This is a genomic window from Exiguobacterium sp. s138 (genome assembly GCF_018618775.1).
Classification (GTDB): Bacteria; Bacillota; Bacilli; order Exiguobacteriales; family Exiguobacteriaceae; genus Exiguobacterium_A; species Exiguobacterium_A artemiae.
Genome location: NZ_JACSMW010000002.1, coordinates 253,379 through 273,821 on the forward strand (window position 1 = coordinate 253,379; position 20,443 = coordinate 273,821).

General features: G+C 49.5%; 21 protein-coding genes. 20 read left to right on the plus strand and 1 reads right to left on the minus strand.

The genetic code is table 11. From position 1 onward, the window contains the following. Positions 1-50: 50 nt before the first annotated feature. From ndk to KNP91_RS05145, 13 genes are all read left to right on the plus strand, one after another. Complete coding sequence (gene ndk / locus KNP91_RS05085) at positions 51-467, plus strand: nucleoside-diphosphate kinase (protein WP_012370667.1); 417 nt, start codon at positions 51-53, stop codon at positions 465-467. 139 nt (positions 468-606) lie between these two features. Further along, positions 607-1,380, plus strand: coding sequence for a CheR family methyltransferase (locus KNP91_RS05090; RefSeq protein WP_012370666.1), 774 nt, complete (start codon positions 607-609; stop codon positions 1,378-1,380). A gap of 23 nt (positions 1,381-1,403) precedes the next feature. Continuing rightward, entirely contained in the window at positions 1,404-2,558 is a 1,155-nt protein-coding gene (aroC, locus tag KNP91_RS05095; protein WP_214764286.1) for a chorismate synthase, read from the plus strand. Continuing rightward, on the plus strand, positions 2,555-3,613 hold the full coding sequence (gene aroB, locus KNP91_RS05100; RefSeq protein WP_214848917.1) for a 3-dehydroquinate synthase: 1,059 nt from the start codon (positions 2,555-2,557) through the stop codon (positions 3,611-3,613). The genes aroC and aroB overlap by 4 nt, the downstream gene beginning before the upstream one ends. After that, a complete protein-coding gene (aroA, locus tag KNP91_RS05105) occupies positions 3,604-4,857 on the plus strand; it encodes a 3-phosphoshikimate 1-carboxyvinyltransferase (RefSeq protein WP_214848918.1) in 1,254 nt (417 codons plus the stop codon). The genes aroB and aroA overlap by 10 nt, the downstream gene beginning before the upstream one ends. Positions 4,858-4,900: 43 nt before the next feature. Next, on the plus strand, positions 4,901-6,163 hold the full coding sequence (locus KNP91_RS05110) for a tetratricopeptide repeat protein (RefSeq protein WP_012370662.1): 1,263 nt from the start codon (positions 4,901-4,903) through the stop codon (positions 6,161-6,163). A 28-nt stretch (positions 6,164-6,191) separates the two neighbouring features. Next, positions 6,192-6,719, plus strand: a complete 528-nt coding sequence (locus KNP91_RS05115; RefSeq protein WP_012370661.1) for a ReoY family proteolytic degradation factor — start codon at positions 6,192-6,194, stop codon at positions 6,717-6,719. 196 nt (positions 6,720-6,915) lie between these two features. Next, the gene (locus tag KNP91_RS05120) at positions 6,916-7,356 is read left to right on the plus strand and encodes a DUF2487 family protein (protein ID WP_012370660.1); all 441 of its coding nucleotides are present in this window, start codon (positions 6,916-6,918) and stop codon (positions 7,354-7,356) included. Positions 7,357-7,460: 104 nt separating this feature from the next. After that, a complete protein-coding gene (locus KNP91_RS05125; RefSeq protein ID WP_026828085.1) occupies positions 7,461-7,967 on the plus strand; it encodes a ubiquinol-cytochrome c reductase iron-sulfur subunit in 507 nt (168 codons plus the stop codon). Positions 7,968-7,970: 3 nt separating this feature from the next. After that, complete coding sequence (qcrB, locus tag KNP91_RS05130) at positions 7,971-8,642, plus strand: menaquinol-cytochrome c reductase cytochrome b subunit (RefSeq protein WP_012370658.1); 672 nt, start codon at positions 7,971-7,973, stop codon at positions 8,640-8,642. A gap of 41 nt (positions 8,643-8,683) precedes the next feature. Next, on the plus strand, positions 8,684-9,475 hold the full coding sequence (locus tag KNP91_RS05135) for a menaquinol-cytochrome c reductase cytochrome b/c subunit (protein WP_214848919.1): 792 nt from the start codon (positions 8,684-8,686) through the stop codon (positions 9,473-9,475). Positions 9,476-9,531: 56 nt separating this feature from the next. Next, positions 9,532-10,131, plus strand: coding sequence for a DUF1405 domain-containing protein (locus KNP91_RS05140; protein WP_012370656.1), 600 nt, complete (start codon positions 9,532-9,534; stop codon positions 10,129-10,131). 46 nt (positions 10,132-10,177) lie between these two features. Next, positions 10,178-10,858 (plus strand): zinc metallopeptidase, encoded by a 681-nt coding sequence (locus KNP91_RS05145; protein ID WP_012370655.1) that lies wholly within the window; start codon positions 10,178-10,180, stop codon positions 10,856-10,858. A 66-nt stretch (positions 10,859-10,924) separates the two neighbouring features. On the opposite strand, the gene KNP91_RS05150 is transcribed toward KNP91_RS05145, so the two are convergent. Beyond that, the gene (locus KNP91_RS05150; RefSeq protein ID WP_012370654.1) at positions 10,925-11,812 is read right to left on the minus strand and encodes a YitT family protein; all 888 of its coding nucleotides are present in this window, start codon (positions 11,810-11,812) and stop codon (positions 10,925-10,927) included. 185 nt (positions 11,813-11,997) lie between these two features. Here KNP91_RS05150 and bshA point away from each other — a divergent pair, with 185 nt between their 5' ends. From bshA to dinG, 7 genes are all read left to right on the plus strand, one after another. After that, positions 11,998-13,140, plus strand: a complete 1,143-nt coding sequence (gene bshA, locus KNP91_RS05155; protein ID WP_012370653.1) for an N-acetyl-alpha-D-glucosaminyl L-malate synthase BshA — start codon at positions 11,998-12,000, stop codon at positions 13,138-13,140. Further along, on the plus strand, positions 13,127-14,272 hold the full coding sequence (locus KNP91_RS05160; protein ID WP_041261641.1) for a CCA tRNA nucleotidyltransferase: 1,146 nt from the start codon (positions 13,127-13,129) through the stop codon (positions 14,270-14,272). The genes bshA and KNP91_RS05160 overlap by 14 nt, the downstream gene beginning before the upstream one ends. Further along, positions 14,233-15,204: a biotin--[acetyl-CoA-carboxylase] ligase gene (locus KNP91_RS05165; protein ID WP_214848920.1), complete on the plus strand. Its 972-nt coding sequence runs from the start codon at positions 14,233-14,235 to the stop codon at positions 15,202-15,204. The genes KNP91_RS05160 and KNP91_RS05165 overlap by 40 nt, the downstream gene beginning before the upstream one ends. 238 nt (positions 15,205-15,442) lie before the next feature. Next, complete coding sequence (gene panB / locus KNP91_RS05170) at positions 15,443-16,282, plus strand: 3-methyl-2-oxobutanoate hydroxymethyltransferase (protein ID WP_012370650.1); 840 nt, start codon at positions 15,443-15,445, stop codon at positions 16,280-16,282. Then, complete coding sequence (panC, locus tag KNP91_RS05175; protein ID WP_214764372.1) at positions 16,279-17,109, plus strand: pantoate--beta-alanine ligase; 831 nt, start codon at positions 16,279-16,281, stop codon at positions 17,107-17,109. The genes panB and panC overlap by 4 nt, the downstream gene beginning before the upstream one ends. Before the next feature lie 2 nt (positions 17,110-17,111). Then, the gene (panD, locus tag KNP91_RS05180; protein WP_012370648.1) at positions 17,112-17,495 is read left to right on the plus strand and encodes an aspartate 1-decarboxylase; all 384 of its coding nucleotides are present in this window, start codon (positions 17,112-17,114) and stop codon (positions 17,493-17,495) included. Positions 17,496-17,595: 100 nt separating this feature from the next. Next, complete coding sequence (dinG, locus tag KNP91_RS05185) at positions 17,596-20,409, plus strand: ATP-dependent DNA helicase DinG (RefSeq protein ID WP_214848922.1); 2,814 nt, start codon at positions 17,596-17,598, stop codon at positions 20,407-20,409. Positions 20,410-20,443 lie beyond the last annotated feature (34 nt).

A 20,443-nucleotide genomic window follows, 5' to 3' on the forward strand; every position in this document is an offset into this window, starting at 1 on the left:
ACTTACTATGTAAGCGCTTTTTTATCTGTATTTCATAGGGGGAACTAGTAATGGAGCAAACGTTTTTAATGGTAAAACCGGATGGCGTTGAACGAGGTTTGATTGGGGAAATCATCGCTCGTATCGAACGTAAGGGATTCGTAATTCGTGAAATGAAAATGATGCAGGTGACTGAAGAATTAGCACAGGCTCATTACGCGGAACACGCAGAAAAACCATTTTTCGGAGAGTTGGTCACTTTCTTGACATCTGGTCCTGTCGTCGCACTTCGTGTTGAAGGCGAAGATGTAGTCACGGTTTCGCGGATGATGATTGGTAAAACGAAACCGACGGAAGCACTACCGGGAACGATTCGGGGCGATTTTGCAAACACGATGAGCGAGAATGTCATTCACGGTTCAGACAGTGTTGAAAGTGCCGAGCGTGAACTCGGTCTTTGGTTTCAAGGACAACCGTTAAACGTTTGAGGTCAGCAAGACGATTGAGCAACTGCTCAATCGTCTTTTTTGTTTTTTGGAAAGGAAATGGCTTTATGCTAAGATAGAAAATAAGACAGGGAGTGCCTGAAAAGCAATCCCACCAGAGAGAGGATTTGTGAGGTGGACTATGCAGGACTATGAGCTTTTCATCCAACGTTTCTTGAAAAAATCAGGAATTGATTTAGGACAATATAAAGAAGCCCAGATGAAGCGGCGATTAACAGCATTACGTGATAAAAAAGGATACAGTACATTTGCTTCTTATATGCAGGCGATGGAAAAAAGTTCAACTTTGTATGAAGAATTTTTGGATCGGATGACGATTAACGTCAGTGAGTTTTTCCGGAATCCGATTCGATGGCAGCAACTGGAGCAAGATATCTTGCCGGTGTTGCAAGCCCGTGCCCACGGACGGATTCGGACGTGGAGTGCCGCCTGTTCGACAGGTGAAGAGCCGTATTCGTTGGCGATGATCCTAAACGAAAAGCTCGATCCGGCACAATTTACGATTCAAGCAACGGACTTAGATGAGTTAGTCCTTGAGAAGGCAAAACAAGGCCGCTACGGAGCGTCCGCTCTGAATGAAGTGGAAGCAGGACGGAAAAAACGTTATTTCATCGAACAAGAACAACAGTTTGAAGTCGTTCCTGAAATCAGACGTCTCGTTCGATTCAGTAAACATAATTTACTCGGTGACCGGTATGATACAGGATTTGATTTGATCATCTGCCGGAATGTCTTGATTTATTTTACTGAGGAAGCCAAGGCACATGTCTATCGGTCATTCGTCGACGCTTTAAAACCGGGGGGCATTTTGTTTGTCGGCGGAACAGAACAGATTTTCCAACCGGAACGATTTGGCTTAAAAATGAAACAAAGCTTTTTTTATGAAAAAATCTAACGGATAGAAGGGGATGAGGCAACATGCGTTACATGACAGCAGGTGAATCACACGGTAAAGGATTATCGGTCATCATCGAAGGAATCCCTTCTGGTCTCATCATTGATTTTGATCAAGTGCAACGTGAGATGACACGACGTCAAGGTGGTTACGGTCGTGGACGGAGAATGCAAATCGAACAGGACGCGGTGGATGTCCGCGGGGGGATCCGGCACGGCTATACGACGGGCGCACCGATCAGTCTGTTCATTGAGAATAAAGACCATACGCACTGGACGAAAGTCATGCAGGCCGAACCGTTGCAGGAGGAACTGGAACGTCCGCGGACACTGACACGTCCACGCCCGGGTCATGCTGATTTGGTCGGCGGATTAAAATACGGACACCGGGATTTACGCGATGTCCTGGAGCGTTCGTCCGCCCGGGAAACGGCAGCGCGTGTCGCGGTCGGTGCCATTGCCAAACAACTGCTCGGTCAACTGGGGATTGATGTGTTTTCTCATGTCCGCTCCATCGGAGGCATCGATGCGGATTTCGTCAACCCGATGGAGTACCGGGAAGTGATTGAGACGTCGCCTGTTCGCTGTGCCGACGAAGCGGCAGCAGAGCGGATGATGGCAGCGATTGACCAAGCTAAAAAAGACGGGGACACATTAGGCGGAGAAGTCGAAGTCGTCGTGACAGATATGATGCCGGGAATCGGCTCCTTTACACAAAATGAGACGAAACTTGACAGCCGGATCGCCCGTGCCGTCATCAGTGTCAATGCGATGAAAGCAGTCGGGTTTGGCGACGGATTTGATTTGGCGCGCAGAAAAGGTAGTACGGTCCAGGATGAAATCCTGCATGACGAAACCGGGTATTTCCGTAAGACGAATCATCTGGGCGGGATTGAAGGCGGAATGTCGACCGGAATGCCTATTCGGGTCCAAGTGGCGATGAAGCCGATTCCGACGTTATATCGTCCTCTCCAGTCCGTCGATATCGAAACAAAGGAGCCATTCGTCGCTCAGGTCGAACGCAGTGACGCCTGTGCCGTTCCGGCGGCAGCGGTCGTACTGGAAGCCGTCGTAGCCGTCGAGATTGCGGCAGCTGTTCTTGAGATGTTCGGTACATCGACGCTTGACCGCCTGAAACAGGCTGTCACAGCTTACCGGGAGGAGGTGCGTCTCTTTTGACGCATCTGACTATCCGGGCGAGCCGTCCTTATTCCGTCTATGTTGAACCGGATGCCATCCGACGGATTCATGAAGTGAAACAAGCGCAGGAAGCGGATCGGTTCTGGATCATTACGGATCAGACCGTGGCGGATCTGCATATGGCGTCAATCCGCCGTCAACTTGAGAATGTTTTTCCGGTGACGGCTCAGCATGTCAGTACCGTCGAGCCGGGGGAAGGAAGTAAATCCTTATCCGTCTATCAACGGTTGCTGGAAGAAGGAATTGAGCAGGGTGCAACACGAAAGACGATGATTCTTGCCGTCGGAGGCGGTATGATCGGTGATTTAGCGGGATTCGTTGCAGCGACTTTCCTACGTGGTGTTCCTTTCCTTCAAATCCCGACGACATTGCTCGCACATGATTCGAGTGTCGGCGGAAAGGTTGGATTAAACTTACGTTGGGGTAAGAACTTAGTAGGTGCTTTTTATCAGCCGTCTGCCGTTTTATACGATCCGGCCTTTTTACAAACGTTGTCCGACCGCGAATGGAGAAGCGGTTTTTTTGAATTACTGAAGCATGGATTATTGGCGCGTCCGACTTTTGCGGAAGAGCTGATCGGACTGGGACTTTCAGATATCAAACAATTACCGCTCGCTGACTGGATTTCAGCCGGCATACAGGTGAAACAGCATATCGTAGAACAGGATGAACGGGAAACCGGCATCCGTGCCTTTTTAAACTACGGGCATACTTTCGGCCATGCCGTCGAATATGCGAGTGAGGATCTGTCCCACGGAGAAGCAGTCGGGATCGGGCTGGTTTTTGTATCAATCCTTGAAGGCAACGAATACCAAACCAACCGATTGGTCGAGCTGATTCACCGGCTTGGTGTTGTGTTACCGGAACGTCAACCGTTTGAAAGATACTTGGAATTGATGAAACGCGACAAAAAAAATGATGTATCGATTCGATTTGTAGTAAAAGGTCAAGATGGATTTTCTTTGGAAGTAATCGATCAGAAACGTCTAAAGAATGCATATGATCAAACAGTGAGGTGTTTACATTGGGCTTAAGAGGGACGGTACGTGTACCGGGCGATAAATCGATGACCCATCGTGCTTTTTTGATGGGTGGAATCGCAGAAGGAACAACAGTGATTTCGAATGCCTTGTTAGGGGCAGATTGTCTGGCGTCACTCGCAGCAGTCGAGGCACTTGGCGCACACGTTCAGCAGACGGAACAAGAAATTCGGATTACCGGGACCACTGCTCTAAAGGCAGCGACGATTGACTGCGGTAATTCAGGAACGACGATTCGTTTACTGAGCGGTATTTTGGCAGGTAGTCAGGAAACGTACACCTTGACAGGAGACGAGTCATTACAACGACGGCCGATGGACCGGGTGACCGTCCCGCTTGCGACACTCGGAGCGGACATTGAAGGGACATACGCGCCGCTGACGATCCATGGTCAACCGCTTGTTGGGACAACCTATACGTTGCCTGTTGCGAGCGCTCAAGTCAAAAGTGCGGTTTTACTGGCCGGATTGTTTGCGACCGGCGAGACGACAGTTGTCGAACCGATTCTGTCACGGGACCATACAGAACGGATGTTGCCGAAATTCGGAGCCGACCTGACTATTCAAGAACAGGAGCAGGGACGGAAAATCCGTCTGCAAGGACCGGTCCGCCTGCAAGCCACAGAAATCGACATTCCGGGTGATCCTTCTTCTGCTGCTTTTTGGTGGGCGGCAGCTATCTTAGGAGCCGACAGTCGGATCACGACGGAACATGTCTTGATGAATCCGACCCGGACAGGATTTTTACAAGTCTTACGGCAGATGGGAGCCAGTGTCGAAATCACGAACCGTCGGGAAACGGCGGGGGAAGAGACGGCTGACATGACGCTGATGACGACTTCCCTGCAAGCTGTAGCGATTGAAGGGGAGCAAATTCCTTCGTTGATCGACGAAATTCCGTTGCTTGCCCTGCTTGCGACACAAGCCGAAGGACGGACCGTCATCCGGGATGCAGCGGAACTGCGTGTTAAAGAGACGGACCGGATCGAGACGGTCGTTTCGACGCTGCGAAAGATTGGTGCGCAGATTGAAGCGACGGAAGACGGCATGATTATTGACGGACCGACACCACTTGTCGGAGCGACGGTCGACAGTGCAGGAGACCATCGTCTGGCGATGATGCTGACGATTGCTGCGACATTACAGCCGGAAATCGAGGTCCTTGGGAATGAAGTAGTTGAAGTCAGCTACCCGACGTTTTATGATGATTTAAAGACACTGCAACAAACGAATCCCTGAAAAGATCTCGAACAGTGAAATAGAGGAAAGTGAGGCGTTTGCCTTGAACGAACACGTATTAAAAGAAATAGTCGAGAGTCTCGAACACGGTCATACGTCTGAAGCGTTAGTCGCACTCGAACAACTCGAAAAAACAGGAACGGACGAAGATCGTCTGGCGGTGGCTGATTTGTACATCGAATTAGGATTATCCGACCGTGCCGTCGATCTGTTGGCTCCGTTGTACGTCGATTACTCAGGGAATGCCGGTGTGGCCTTATTGCTTGCCGAATGTTACATCGATCTCGACCGGGAAGAAGAGGCCATCACCGTCCTGGAACAGGTGGATGTGACGGATATCGAAAATGGTCCCCGGACGTTGGTCCTGCTCGCCGACTTGTATCAGTCGCAAGGACTTGATGAAGTAGCATTGGCCAAATTAAAGGAGGCCCGGGAATTAGCACCAAATGAACCGTTGCTTGCTTATGGACTGGCTGAACTGTATATGACACTCGGTGCATTTGATCAAGCGGTTCCTTTGTTTGCTGAAATTGCGGCTGATCCGGTGTTGCGGGAAGAATTGCCGCTGGATGCCCTCTATGCGGAAGCATTGGCCATGATCGGGGAGTTCGAAGAAGCGATTCCACTGTATGAACGCGCCGTGGCGGAACGGTCGGATCTGCATACATTGTTCGGACTCGCGATGACGGCTCACCGGGTCGGACAACATCAAAAAGCGGTCGAGACATTCCAGCAATTGATTGCTCAGGATCCTGATTATACGTCGGCGTATGTCCCGTACGCGGAAAGTCAGGCTGAACTCGGACTGACGAAAGAAGCGCTTAATGTCATCAAACAGGGAATCGAGCGCGACGATTACAACGATGAGTTGCGAACGATGGAAGCATTGTTCCTCTTGAAACTTGGAGACCGGGAAGGCAGTGTGAAAGCATTGCGTGAAGCCCTGGCCCTCAATCCGGAATCGCTCGTCGCGGCCGAAAGACTGCTTGCACTGCTCGCGGAAGATGAAGATCACGATGCGACGCTTGAGACGATTTCCGCCATCGAAGAACATGTGACGGCACCGATTCTGACCTGGTACCGGGCACGCTCCTTATATGCATTAGAAGAGTATACGCAAGCGATGGAGAAATATGCGCAAGTAGAGGCTGCTTTTGCGGATGATGCGTTATTCTTAAAAGAGTATGGATATGCGCTCGTGGAAGAAGGACGCCGGGACGAAGGGCTGATCTTATTACGCCGGGCGGCTGCACTGACACCGGAAGATGCCGATTTAGTCGACTATGTCGAACGAATGGATGGATGACTTCACTGGAGAAGGGAGTAGGATTAAGATGACAGAGAGAAAGCAGCGTTTCTTGCGCCGCATCTTGACCTATTATACGTTGAAACGTCGGGAATCAAAGTGGATCATCGATTATTGGCTTCGAAACGATTCGAAGCTCGAACAGGTTCACTTTGTTCAAAATGCCATGTTTGCGCCAAAAGCAATGATCATTACGACCTATGGATTTGATGCAGACCCGTTTCTCTTTAAAAAAGGAGAGGTCAAAACGACCGATCCGGAAAAAGCCTACCATGATATTCGATTGACGGATGAGCCGCTTTATATCGAGTTGAACTTTCAAGGGATGATGATGGATGACGAGTACCTCTCGCTGTTGGAGGAAAATCCGTTCCGACCGGAAGTAGCCGTTGAACCGAAACTGGCCGATGCTGCGATGAATTTCATTGCGGCGACGGTCAACCGTCAAGAAGAAGAACGTTTGGTCCGGTTGATCGACGAGGCGCTTGACGCCCGGGATAAACATCGTTTCCAATCGCTTTCGGACGAATTGCGAATCATCCGCAGCCAACTCTGATCGAAAAATCGAGTCGTTTGCCTTCCTTCGACTGTACTGAAGGGAGGCTTTTTTTCGAAATCGAAACTAAGGGGAAAATATGAAGAAAAATTGTAGCTAATTTCATAAAACGTTCACATTAAAGAAGCAGTAACAAAAGCGGATATGATACATTAAATGTGACGAAATGTAAGTGAACAGGAAAGGGGGGAATGACTTGCGTTTCAAACCATCCGATGTTCAAAGGACAAGAAACGAACAAGCGTATATCGATACGTTGATTGTCCCATTGATTCCCGTCGGATTCGACGAAGCGATGCATGCTTTCTCGGAATGTGCAGATATGACGATGACCGTCGCGACGGAAGTCGAACGGCAATTGTCGGGACGGGCGATGCTTGTACCGGCGATGACGTATATCGGTGAACCGTCCATCGACCAGCTTACGAGTTGGCAACAGGCGGCATCTTCAGAACAGTTTCGATTTGTGACGTTCATTACTGCCGATTTACGGTGGAAAGAGACATCGGTCACGGACATTATTTATGTCCCGCGTTTATCGCTTGAGACGATGAGCCGAGATCAACAAGGTCAGATGGTCGGGAATTTTGTCGGGCAAGTCTTAGAGCAGTTAGGAAACCGCTGGACCGCGCTATGAAGCGGTTGACGCAATGATTTTATTAAGATACTATTACCATGTGAGAAATTTGTGTGAAGTACCGTGGTCTTGGGGCACAGTGTACATCACGAGGGGGGATCGAGATGGCTCAAAACGGGTCTAACGTAACACGTCGTCAATTCTTGACGTATACATTGACTGGAGTCGGCGGCTTTATGGCGGCGACGATGGTCATGCCGATGGTCAACTTCGCAGTTGATCCAGTCCTGAAGAAATCAGGAGCAGGCGATAAAGTAAAAGTAATGAAGTTGTCGGACATCACGACAGAACCAAAACGGGTTGACTTCAAAAAACAAACACAGGATGCGTGGTATGAGTTTGAAGAAACGTTATCTGCGTGGGTGTTTAAAAATGATAAAGGCGAAGTGTTAGCTTTATCACCGATCTGTAAACACTTAGGATGCCAGGTCAGTTTTGGAGCGGATCCGACGCACCCAGAACAATTCTATTGCCCATGTCATTTCGGCCGGTATACGAAAGACGGCGTCAACGTACCAGGTACGCCTCCGACGAAACCGCTTGATGAATATGAAAAGCAAGAGAAAGATGGTTTCCTTTACCTAGGTAAACCAGTCGAAAGAGGTGCGTAAGCGATGATGCAAAAAATTTATGATTGGATTGATGAGCGCGTTGATATCACGCCGCTTTGGCGGGATATTGCCGATCATGAAGTTCCAGAACACGTTAACCCGGCCCATAACTTCTCAGCATTCGTTTATTGTTTTGGCGGGTTGACATTCTTTACGATTGTCATCCAGATTCTTTCAGGAATGTTCCTGACAATGTATTACGTACCAGATATCATCAATGCGCATGCGTCTGTGTACTATCTTCAAAATGAAGTAGCTCACGGTCAAATCGTCCGTGGTATGCACCACTGGGGCGCATCGGTCGTCATCGTAATGTTGTTCTTACATACATTACGTGTCTTCTTCACAGGTTCATACAAAAAACCACGTGAATTGAACTGGGTTGTCGGTGTACTGTTGTTCTTCGTTGTCTTAGCACTTGGTTTGACAGGATACCTGTTGCCATGGGATATGAAAGCATTGTTCGCGACGAAAGTTACGATTCAAATCGCGGAAAGTATTCCTGTCATCGGTGGTATTGCAAAAACACTCCTGGCGGGTGGAGAAATCGTCGGTGCAAGCACAATCGCTCGATTCTTTGCGATTCACGTCTTCTTCCTTCCTGCAGCATTGTTCGTCTTGCTCGGGGCCCACTTCATGATGATCCGGAAACAAGGGATCTCTGGACCACTTTAAACCGACACTTATTATTAGACAACTAAAAGGGGGAGAACACGATGCATCGTGGTAAAGGAATGAAATTCGTCACCGATTCACGGGTGTCGATCAACAACCGGATGCCGAACAAGTCAAAAGACTATTCGGAGTATCCAGGTCGGACGGAAGCGTTCTGGCCAAACTTCTTGCTTCGCGAATGGATGGTAGGAGCGGTCTTCTTGATCGGCTTCATGACCTTGACAATCGTTGAAGCAGCACCGCTTCAAAATATTGCTGACCCGACGAATACGTCGTACATTCCACTTCCGGACTGGTACTTCCTATTCCTCTATCAGCTCTTGAAATACCAATTCGCGGCTGGTCCGTACATTTTAATGGGAACGGTCATCCTGCCTGGTCTTGCGTTTACAGCATTGCTCGTAGCGCCATGGCTTGACCAGGGACTCGAACGTCGCCCGGCAAAACGTCCGATCGCCGTCAGCATGATGTTACTTGCAATCGTATCGATCGTCTTCTTGACATGGGAATCGGTTCAGACAACACACTGGGATACTATCCACAAACAAGGTGAGTTGACAATGAACGAAGGTCCAAAAATCGATACATCAGCAAAAGGATTCGAGATTTACTCGAACCAATCATGTGTCAACTGTCACGGTAAGAACCTCGAAGGCGGCGCAGCAGCTCCAGCCCTCGTCGGGACGAAAAAGACAGAAAAAGAAATTTATGATATCGCAGTCAAAGGTGTCGGTTCGATGCCTGCTGGACAGTTCAAAGGTTCAGATGCCGAACATAAAGAACTTGCTAAATTCATCGCTTCATACGGTGAAGGCGGAGAAAACAATAAATAAGACAACCGGCCGGGGGAATTTTCCTCCGGTTTTTGTCTATCATGAGGTGACAATACATGCCGTTCATTCATCTGTTAAAACATAAAGCTGTGCTTTGGCCGCTCGCTTTGATTAATTTGGGCGGAACATTATACGGCTATTACTGGTATCAACCCCAACTGGCGCAGTCGAAGTGGTACTATTATCCGTTCATTCCGGACAGTCCGACAGCCTCGCTCTTTTTTACGATTATTGTCTTTTTATGGATTTTCAACCGCCGTTCCCGTTTATTTGAAGCCCTTGCCTTTGTGACGTTAATCAAATACGGGGTGTGGGCGGTCGTCATGAATGCCTTGATGTTACGGGAACTCGGGACGGAGAATTCTTATTTGACGGCCATGGCGTTGATGCTGATGGTCTCGCACGGGGCGATGGCGTTTCAGGCATTGCTTTACGCGCCGGTCATGACGTTTCGGGTCAAAGAGCTGCTCCTTGTCGCAATTTGGGTCGTCCATAACGATGTCGTCGATTACGTTCTCGGACAGTGGCCGCGGTATCCGGCACTCGCCGAACATATCCAGTGGATCGGGTACGGCTCGTTCTGGCTGACTGGATTATGTCTTTTGATGGGATATTGGTTTGTGGCACGCGATTCGATTGACAATAAGGTCGCTTGAACATAAAATAAGACTATAATCTTTTTTTATGAAAGGAAGCGACGACATGGCAAACTATTTGATTTATCTGGCCATCATCATCATCGTGCCGATTTGGGCGCAGATGCGTGTCAGAAAAACGTACAAGAAATATCAGGAAGTTCCGATTCACAGCGGCGTGACCGGAGCACAGGTCGCAGATTTCATCATGAAGCAAAACGGAATCACGAATGTGCGTCTAGAACCAATCGGCGGAACGATGTCCGATCATTACGATCCAACGAATAAAGTCGTCCGTTTGTCAGAAGATGTTTACTACGGTTCGACCGTCTCAGCCGTCTCGATTGCTGCCCACGAAATCGGGCACGTCATTCAAGATGCAACCGACTATGGCATGATGCGGGTTCGTCACCGGATTGCGCCAGTGGCTTCGATCACGTCCAACTTATCGTTCCCGTTGTTACTGATCGGTTTCCTCGCCGGAATGAGCGGACTTGCCATGCTTGGGGTCATCCTGATGCTCGGAGCCGTCATCTTCCAACTCGTCACGTTACCGGTCGAGTTTGATGCGTCGAACCGGGCGATGGCCCAGTTGACGGAACACGGAATCATCGATGCGGAAGAAGAGCGCGGCTCACGCCGTGTCTTGAATGCTGCAGCTTGGACATACGTTGCTGCGACACTCGTCGCGATTGCTGAGTTCGTCCGTTTGGCTTTGATTGTCTTTGCACCGTCAAGTGATGACTAACTAATCGAATCGAAAAAAATGACGAGAAGTCCGCAATGGATTTCTCGTCATTTTTATTGTCATTGATTACGTTTCTTTAATCGGGACCCGGTTTTCATCAAAGGTAAACCCTTCACCGGTCACTTCATAGACATCGTGCAGTGTGATGAACGCGTGCTGATCGATTGATTTGACAAGTGTCTTCAACCGTGTGATTTCATTGCGGGCGACGACGACGTACAAGACTTCCAAGTCGCGTCCCGAATAGCCACCTTTGGCGATCAGGCGGGTCGTCCCGCGGTTCATCGTCGCATGGATACCGTCTGCAATTTCCGTCCGTTGATCGCTGATGATCATCGCGGCTTTTCCGGCATAGGTGCCTTCTTGCATCCAGTCAATGACCCGGGCTCCGACGTAGACGGCAAGTAATGTATACATCGCCTGTTTATAGTCGAGATAGCTCAGTGAAGCGACGATGACAAAAAAGTCGAAGACCATAAACGTTCTGCCGATCGACCAACCAAAATACCGTTTGGTCAAGCGGGCGATGATATCGACCCCGCCGGTCGTCCCGCCATTATTGAAAATGATACCGAGCCCGACACCGATGAAAACCCCGGCAAACAAGGCTGCGAGAACCATATCGTCTTTCAAGAAAATTTCAAGCGGAGAATATTTTGCAATCAATCCATACCAAATCGAGAAACTGAACGTTCCGATCAATGTATAGACGAACGTCGTCCGTCCGAGCAGTTTATAACTGACGAGAAATAACGGAATGTTGAGCAACAAGTTCGTAACGGACGGGGAAAAACCGAACAGTCCTTTTAAGATCAAGGTGATTCCTGTAAATCCTCCTTCTGCCAACTCATTTTGCACGTTAAAATGATAAATACCAAAAGCGAAAATAAAGGATCCGATCAAAATCCAGATGATGTTTTGAATACGAATCGGAAACTGAAATGGGGGTGCCATCTGATTGCTCCTCTCTACATGACTCTTTCTCTAGGGTAACGGCAGACGTCAAAAAAGACTAGCTTTTCTGACGAAAATCGTTCGAAAAGTGGCGGATGTAGTTTTTAGTCGGCAATTTGATTACAATGAGCAGGGACAAGACATTACTTACAGGACATTATTTAATGAGGAGAGAGTGACTAGATATGAAAAAAGCGATTGGGATTCTCTGTTATCCATCGGTCGGCGGCAGTGGTGTCGTGGCGACGGAACTCGGAATGAAGTTAGCGGACCGGGGGCATGATGTTCATTTCATCACCTCGAGCATTCCGTTCCGCTTGACGGAATATCGTCCGAACATTACCGTTCATTTGGTTGAGGTGAATCAATATTCGGTCTTTAAATATCCCCCGTATGACATTACCTTGGCGTCAAAAGTCGCGGAAGTGATCGATCTGTTTGATCTTGACATCATTCATGCGCATTACGCGGTCCCGCATGCGGTATGCGCGGAACTTGGACGGAATATGGCGAAGAAAAAAGGGGTTGGTGTCGTGACGACCTTACACGGGACAGACATTACCGTCATCGGTCAGGACTTGGAAATGCAACCGGCCATCCGGTACGGAATCGAAAGTTCAGATGCCGTCACGGCGGTTTCAGAAAGCCTGGCCCTCGAAACGAACATAACATTAAACGGACAGTATGCGATCGAAGTCATCCCAAACTCGATTGACGAAAGTATGTATTATCCGATGCGGGATGAACGGTTGAAGCGGCATTACGGTATCGAGCCGGATGAAATCGTCGTCATTCATATTTCGAATTTCCGACCGGTCAAACGAATCGACGATACGATTGCCGCGTTTGCAATCGCTTCAAAAGACCGGGCGATGCGGTTATTGTTGGTCGGGGACGGTCCGGAAATGGGACAGACGAGACGCCGGGCAAAGGAACTTGGAATTTACGACAAAATCATTTTCGCCGGGAAACAGGAGCATGTCGCTCAGTTGCTGGCGATCAGCGATATTCATTTACTGTTGTCGGAAAAAGAAGCCTTCGGACTGGTTGTTCTTGAGGCGATGGCCGTTGGTGTCCCGAGTGTCGTCTCGAGCGCCGGAGGATTACCGGAAGTGATTCAGGACGGAAAAACAGGATTCATCGTTCCGACGTATGATGTCAAGACGGCAGCGGACCGAATCGGGAAGTTGGCTGATGACGCGGCCTTGCGGGAAGAATTGGCGGAGGAAGGAATCCGAGATACCCGGAGACGGTTTGATTCCAATCAGGTCGTTCGTGCTTATGAACTGTTATATGAACGGGTGTGTGCGCAATATGAAAATGCTTGAGTCTGCGAATCAGATCATCCAAACGATTGAAGCGGCAGGCGGCGAAGCCTATATCGTCGGGGGAGCGGTTCGGGATATGTTGCTTAAACGCGAACCCGGAGATTATGACTTGGCAACGTCGCTGCTTCCGGAAGCGGTCATGCACCTGTTTCCGGTCGTGATTCCGACCGGACTGGATCACGGAACCGTCACGGTTGTCCTTGATCATGTACCGTTTGAAGTGACGACCTTTCGTTCGGAAAGTACGTACAGTGACCGGCGGCGTCCGGACGAAGTGACGCTAGGTGTCAGCCTGGAGGAAGATCTGACGCGCCGTGATTTCACCATCAATGCGATGGCGCTGAAGCCGACCGGTCTCGTCGATCTGTTCGGCGGTCAAGCTGATCTGGCGACGAAAGTCGTCCGGACAGTCGGTCGGGCGGAAGACCGGTTTGATGAAGATGCCCTGCGGATGATCCGGGCGTTCCGTTTTATGAGTCAGTTGGAGTTTACACTCGATCCGGAGACAGAACGGGCCATCGAAAATAAAAAACAGCACCTTTCATCCGTTGCCGTCGAACGGATTGCCATTGAATTTGAAAAACTGCTGTTAGGTCCCGGACGCAAAGCTGCTTTAGCGGCGATGCGTCGGACGGGAATCGGACACTATATGCCGCACATGAACGATGTGATACTGCATCAGTTGATGCTGTTGCCGTTTAATGGGGTGTCGCCGGACGACGTATGGACGCTCGTTTTGGTGGCCGGACTCCATCCCGAATCTTTACGGGCATGGAAACGGTCTAAAAAACAAGAGGGACGGGCGAAGACATTCGCTCCGCTCGTTCATGAACAGACGTTATCCGATTGGCAACGTTACCGGCTGTCGGATGAAGAGTTGGACCATTTGAATCAGATGACGGGGTACCGTCACGAAGGCCGGGCGTCCTTGCCGATTCGGCGCCTACAAGACTTGACGGTCAACGGACGGGACATGATGGACCTTGGTTTACGAAAACATCAGATTAAAGAAGCACTCCATCATTTGGAGCAGCAAGTCGTGCACCGTCAGTTGGATAATGAACGCGAGATTCTGTTAAAGGAAGTGATGAATTGGAAAAATCAACACGGGACCGGGTCCTCCAGGCATTGATGCAGGCTGACTGGATATCCGGTCAAGAGTTGGCGGATCAATTTAATATTTCACGTACCGCTATTTGGAAACAAATTGCGGCATTGAAAGAGGACGGCTATATCATCGAAGCCCATAAGAAAACCGGGTATCATTTGGCGGATCGGGGTGACCGGTTGACACCGCTTGCGATTCAGCAGTATGTACGAACGGACACTTTGGGACAACAGATCATTCATCTCGAACAGACGGAAACCACCCAACGGATTGCGCATGAGCAGGCGCAACAAGCGGCAAGTGAAGGGACGTTAATTGTCTGTGACTTTCAAACCGACGGACGGGGACAACTTGGACGGACCTGGCACGAGACGCGGAGTGCAGGTATTGCAATGAGTTTAATTTTGCGTCCCAAAGCACCGCTTCACCAGGCCGGGCAATTGACCTTACTTGCCGGAATCGCTTTAGCCGAGACATTACGGACACTAGACGTCCCGGCGACGATTAAATGGCCAAACGATTTGTTGATTGCCGGAAGAAAAGTTGCCGGAATCCTAACGGAAATGCAGACGGAAGCCGATCGCATCAATTCCGTTATCATCGGAATCGGTATCAATGTCCACCACACGCAATTTCCGGAACTCTTATCGGATCGGGCGACCTCTTTACATTTAGCAACCGGAAAATTAATCGCCCGCGCTGAAATCGTCGGATTGTTTTTAAACACGTTTGAACCGATGTACAAGAAATGGTTGACAGAAGGATTCGCATCGTTTGTCCCGGCATGGGAGAAATACGCCGACCGGTTAAACGATTTAGTGACGTTGCGGACCCGGCAAGAGACCGTGACCGGAATCTTACGCGGAATTCAGGCGGACGGTACCTTACAAATTGAAACAGAGACAGGACTGAAAGCATTTCATTCCGCCGAACTGGTTTACTGGACGGAGATGTAAGCTCGGACGTTTGCAGTCTGCTTTTTGAATCATGTATAATAAGTGCGAGGATGATAGCCACTTGGAGTCATACCGGTTAGAGGCTTATATTCATATTGTTTATTTGACTGCCTTGATCCTACTTGGACAGGGACAGAAGGATGATTTTGCACTTATTCATGCCTTCTTTCCTATGCTATTTTTTAGGAAGGAAGGCATTTCCTTTTGTCCTCTCTAAACTACGAAGGAGAGAACACACATGCATACGATGACACCTTTACTAAAAAAACAACAGGCGGGCGAAAAACTCGTCATGCTCACAGCGTACGATTATCCGTCCGCAAAATTAGCGGAAGCCGGACACGTCGATTTGCTGCTGGTCGGGGATTCGCTCGGGAATGTCATTCTCGGATATGATTCGACGATTGCCGTGACAGTAGACGATATGGTCCATCACGCAAAAGCTGTCCGTCGCGGAGCACCGGCAACCTTTATGGTCGTTGACATGCCGTTTGCCAGCTATCACGGTTCGTTTGACCGGACGCTTGAGGCGGCAGCCCGTATCTTCCAGGAAAGCGGAGCAGACGCCTTGAAACTCGAAGGGGCCGGAGACATCCTGACAACGATTCGTCGTCTGACGGAGGCCGGTATGCCTTGTGTTGCCCACTTGGGGCTGACACCACAATCGGTCGGAGTGCTCGAAGGATTTAAAGTTCAGGGGAAATCGCTTGCAGCAGCGGAACAGTTGATTGCCGACAGTTTGGCCGCAGAACAAGCGGGAGCGAAGATGCTTGTTCTTGAGTGTGTACCGCATCCGCTGGCGAAACGTGTTCAGGAACTCTTAACGATTCCGGTAATCGGAATTGGGGCAGGTGCCGATGTTGCCGGACAAGTATTGGTCTACCATGATATCTTGACGTACGGTGTCGGACGGTTGCCAAAATTCGTTAAAGCATATGCCGACTGGAACACATCCGGTACGGAAGCGATCGCCCGTTACGTCGAAGACGTCAAAAACGGGACGTTCCCTGAACTCGCCCACTCGTTCCTGATGGATGAAGAACTGATCGGGGCGTTATATGGAGGATTTAAAGAATGAAAATCATGCAGAGTGTGACACAATTGCGCGAAGCATTGGCAGGACAGACATCGGTCGGATTCGTTCCGACGATGGGCTTCCTGCATGAAGGGCATGCTTCCTTACTCGAACAGGCACGGCAGGAGAATGACATTGTCGTATTAAGTATCTTTGTCAATCCGACACAATTTGGTCCAAACGAAGATTTAGACCGTTATCCGCGGGACGAACAGCGTGATCAGCAATTGGCCCAAGCTGCCGGTGTCGATTATCTCTTTTATCCGACGAACGACGTCATGTATCCGCTTGATATGGCGCGGGTGACGGTTCGTTCGGGTGATGACGTCTTATGTGGCACGTCGCGACCGGGACATTTTGACGGGGTCTTGACGGTCGTCAGTAAATTGTTTAATATTGTCCAACCGACGCGTGCCTATTTCGGATTAAAGGATGCACAACAACTGGCATTAATTGAAGGGTATGTCACAGATTACTTCGTCCCGGTCGAAATCAAGCGGTGTCCGATCATTCGTGAAGCGGATGGACTGGCGAAATCGTCGCGAAATGTCTATCTGTCGGAAACGGAACGGAAGCAGGCACCGGGTATCCAGCAGGCGCTCCAACAAGCCAAACAAGCGCTCGATGCCGGAACGCCGCTCGAAACGGTTCTGGAGCAAACACGGGCGTCGCTTCACTTTGAAGGCACGACGATCGATTATGTCGAAGCTGTCGCCTATCCGACACTCGGTCCGGTCGATGCGACTACGGACACGATTTTACTGGCGGTTGCCGTTCAATTTGAATCGGCCCGATTGATTGATAACTTACTATATACGAGAGGAGCATGATCATGTTACGTACATTCATGCATGCAAAATTACACAAAGCCCGTGTCACGGAAGCGAATCTGCATTACGTCGGTTCGATTACGATCGATGAAGATTTACTGGACGCGGTCGGGATTCTTGAAAACGAGAAGGTCCAAGTGACGAACAATCAAAACGGGGCCCGGATTGAAACATACGCCATTAAGGGAGCCCGTGGTTCTGGTGTCATTTGTCTGAACGGAGCAGCAGCCCGTCATTTCCAAATCGGTGATGAAGTCATCATCATGGCTTATGCGCAATTGACGAACGAAGAAATTGCGACACATGTTCCGAAAGTCGCGGTTCTTGATCAAGAGAATTCGATTAAGCAGATGTTATCGCAGGAAATCGCACATACGATCTTATGATTTTGAGGGACCCGAGATACATTCGGGTCTCTTTTTTGTTAAGATGGAACTTGAGATGCCATATACTTAAGATATGGATGGTTAAAGGTGGAGATGAGTCGTGGAAAAGAAGTTTGTTGTAGTGGATTTAGAGACGACCGGACATTCGATTAAATCCGGCGATGAGATGATTGAAATCGGAGTGGCAGTAATTGAAGACGGTCAGATTACAGATCGTCTGTCGGCATTTGTCCGTCCACAAAAACCGATTCCGCCGTTTATTTCTCAATTGACCGGCATTACGGATGAGGATGTGGCACAGGCGGAATCATTCGCGACCATTGCACCGCGCGTACTTCAATTACTCGATGGTGGTGTGTTCGTCGCACATAATGTGCAGTTTGATCTGACCTTTTTGAACGAAGCTTTGGAAGAAGAAGGCTATTTGCCGTATACGGGTCCTGTCATCGATACAGTCGAGTTAGCGAGGATCTTGCTGCCGACTGCTGAAAGTCATTCGTTGTCGCATTTGACGGAAGCGTTACAGTTGACGCACCACGAAGCGCATCGTGCCGGGAGCGATGCAGAAGCGACGGCGGAACTGTTGCTTCATTTATTTACCCGTCTACAGGATTTACCGCTCGATACGTTACGCCACTTACGTCGGCTGGCCGGAAAACTGTTTAGTGCGATTGAACAGGAGATTGATCAGGCGATTCAAACGGTCGGACTGGAGCCGGATGACCGGTTTGATTCTTTTCGTAAGCTGGCTTTAAAGAAGCGAACCGAACCGGAAGAATGGTACACACGGACCGAGCTGGAACCGTTCAGTCCGTTCGTTGACCGATTGAACGAAACCGTGTTTCCGCAACTGTTCCCTGGGTACGAACCGCGTACGGGACAGCTTGAAATGATGCGTCATGTTTATCAATCGCTTGACCAAGAAACACCGCTACTTGTCGAGGCGGGGACGGGAACTGGGAAATCCCTCGGCTATCTTGTACCGGCGGCGCATTATGCGATTGAACATGAGACGCCGATTATCGTCAGTACCCACACGATTCAATTACAGGAACAGTTATTTGCCCGGGATTTGCCGCTTTTACGCCAACTGTTTGAAGCACCGGTCGACATTACCTTATTAAAAGGGCGCAGTAATTACATGGATTTACGCAAGTTTGAGTTTTTCCTCAGCGAAACGGAAGAACCGTATAATTTTACGTTGGCGAAAGCCATCTTGTTGGTCTGGTTGACACAGACGGAAACAGGCGACCTGGAGGAAGTCAGTTTACCCGGAGGGGCAGCGCAAGGAAATATCGCCATTAAGCAGCTGATCCAGTCGGACAGTCAGTCGCAACTCGGACGATTTGATCCCTGGTACAGCCGGGACTTTTTCCATCATGCCGTCCGGCGGGCGAAACAGGCGACGATCATCGTCACGAATCATGCCTTGTTGTTCAGTGATATTCAATATGAAGCCGGTGTCCTACCAAAGGGATGTCCGTTGATTTTGGATGAGGCCCACCAAATCGAAGAAGTGGCCAGTCATCATTTCGGTCTGGTTTTTGACGGTCATTCCTTTGACCGGATATTCAGACAGCTCGGATTCTCTTCCGATAAAAAACTGTTGACGCGGCTGATCAGTCTATCGGATCAATACGACTTGACGGAACTGGTCGAAGCGCACAGTGAAACGATCGATGAGACATTGACAAAATTACTCGAAGAAGCCGACGGACTGTTGACAATCATTCAAGCGTACGGTTTGGAACTGGCTTCCCGGAAAGAACGGCGGGAAGGACGTGTCACCGTTCGCTTCAAACGACTTGATCAGTCGATGCGGGCGGTGCAGGAGAGCGCGAAACGTGTGGAACTGGTTTTACGGCGTCTCCGCCAGGCAATCCGGGCAATTCATAAATTGTTCCATGATCAACGGGAACATATGAGTTACCGGGAACGGTCCGTCGTGGCGGATTTAAAGGCGGTGATCGGTCAGTTGGAAGAAGTCGAACAAGCGATCTTTGAGACGATGCTCGCCCCGCATGATGAGACCGTCTCCTGGATTGAAACAACGGCTAAAAATCGGAAACTGACGCGGATTTATACGCAACCGATTGATATTTCAGATCGTCTGCATCGGGAAGTTTTTTCGAAACGGACCTGTATCTTAACGTCCGCGACTTTGACGGTATCAAATAAATTTCAGTTCATCGAACAGCGGCTAGGGCTGTCGGAGCTCGAGACACGGCGGTTCATCGTTCCGTCGCCGTTCGGATACGCCGAAAAAGTCCGACTGATGATTCCGACGGACTTACCGTTATTACAAGATGTACCGCAAGCCACGTATTCTGAAGTCATTGCGGATGCCATCATCCGGATTGCCGAAGTGACGGAAGGCCGGATGTTGGTGTTATTCACATCAAACGAAATGTTACGCCAAACACATGATGCAACGAAAATGGCATTGCCGGAACGGTTTACGTTACTTTCCCAAGGGATCACCCAAGGATCACGGCAGCGTCTGATGAAACAATTTAAACAACTTGATGCCTGTATCCTGTTCGGTACAGCGAGCTTTTGGGAAGGGGTCGATGTTCCGGGTGACGACCTGAGTTGTCTCGTCATCGTGCGACTGCCGTTTGCACCACCCGATCAACCGATTGTGCAGGCGCGTTCAGAACAAATTGAACAACAAGGAAAATCGTCGTTCTTCGAATACAGTTTGCCGCAAGCCATCATTCGCTTCAAACAGGGATTCGGCCGCTTGATCCGGACGACGAATGACCGGGGTGTCGTCTTCGTCTTTGACCGCCGTATCGAGACGACCCGTTACGGAAAACGATTTGTCACAAGTCTGCCTAACGTGCCGCTTTTGGCTAAACCGCTCGACGAATTAACGGCCGAGTTGGAATTGTTCTTAAATGAGACGGATTGAGTCTGTTAAAATAAGCATTATCGCATTATAATAG